The sequence below is a fragment of the Arthrobacter sp. AOP36-A1-22 genome (assembly GCF_052377615.1).
Classification (GTDB): Bacteria; Actinomycetota; Actinomycetes; order Actinomycetales; family Micrococcaceae; genus Arthrobacter_H.
This window is the reverse complement of the sequence record NZ_JBQSWX010000062.1, coordinates 1-1,090: the sequence shown is the minus strand read 5'-3', so window position 1 is coordinate 1,090 and position 1,090 is coordinate 1. Positions and strand designations below refer to the sequence as shown.

Here is a 1,090-nt window from a genome sequence, read left to right as displayed (position 1 = left end):
TGTACTCGGCCGGGAGGTTGGTGACGGTCCCGGGCTCTTGACGTAGCGAAGACCTCCGGGTGCGGTGGGTGATGTCTAAGTCGCCAACCGTCCGGAGGTCTTCATGTCCCACCGTAATGCCCGGCTGAACTTGCGTGGCCGGCAATTGCTCGTAGAGCGGGTCTGTGTCCAGGGGTGGGCAGTCGCGCATGCTGCGCGAGCCCAGGGTGTGTCTCGTCAGTGCGCGCACCGATGGATCAATCGGTTCCGTAGTGAGGGTTCTGCGGGCCTTCTCGATCGGTCCTCGCGCCCGCACCACAGTCCACGCCAGACCTCGGTCGAGGTTGAGGAAAGAATCGTGGCGCTGCGCCACGAGCAACGACACGGCCAGGACTGGATCGGCGCTGACCTCAACATCCCAGCTCGCACAGTCTCGCGGGTGCTGCGCCGCCACGCGGTCCCCTATCTACGCGAGTGTGACCCGTTGACCGGTGAGGTGATCCGGGCCTCGAAGACCACAGCGGTGCGCTACGAACGCGACCGGCCCGGTGAGCTGGTCCATGTCGATGTGAAGAAGATCGGCAAGATCCCTGACGGCGGTGGGTGGAAAGCCCATGGCCGCCAGATGGGGTCAACCGCGGCGAAGAAGAAGGCCCGGATCGGCTATGACTACGTGCACTCGATGGTCGACGACCACTCCCGGTTGGCGTACTCCGAGATCCTCGGTGACGAAAAGGGCACCACCTGTGCGGGGTTCTTGCGACGTGCAGCGGTGTTCTTTGATGTCCATGGCATCGCCCAGATCGAGCGGGTGATCACCGACAACCACTGGTCGTACCGCCGCTCAGAAGACTTCGCTACCGCCATCAGCGATCTGGGCGCGAAGCACAAGTTCATCAAACCGCACTGCCCATGGCAGAACGGCAAGGTCGAGCGGTTCAACCGAACCCTGGCCACCGAATGGGCCTACCGCCAGGTGTTCACCACCAACGCCGACCGTAGCGCTGCCCTTGCCCCATGGCTCGAGGTCTACAACACTGTCCGACGCCACACCGCACTCGGAGGCAAACCCCCGACCAGCCGCCTGTCACCAACCTGATGGCCGAGTACA

At 63.8% G+C, this 1,090-nt stretch carries 1 protein-coding gene; it reads left to right on the top strand.

Features of this window, described 5'->3' with window-relative positions; translation table 11 throughout:
* Positions 1 to 103: 103 nt before the first annotated feature.
* Positions 104 to 1,078, top strand: a complete 975-nt coding sequence (locus tag ACT3S2_RS15815) for an IS481 family transposase (RefSeq protein ID WP_301497610.1) — start codon at positions 104 to 106, stop codon at positions 1,076 to 1,078.
* The last annotated feature ends 12 nt before the right edge of the window (positions 1,079 to 1,090 follow it).

Excerpts from the sequence above, each read along its gene's own strand:
- ACT3S2_RS15815 (WP_301497610.1), top strand. The coding sequence starts at position 104 with ATGTCCCACCGTAATGCCCGGCTGAACTTGCGTGGCCGGCAATTGCTC.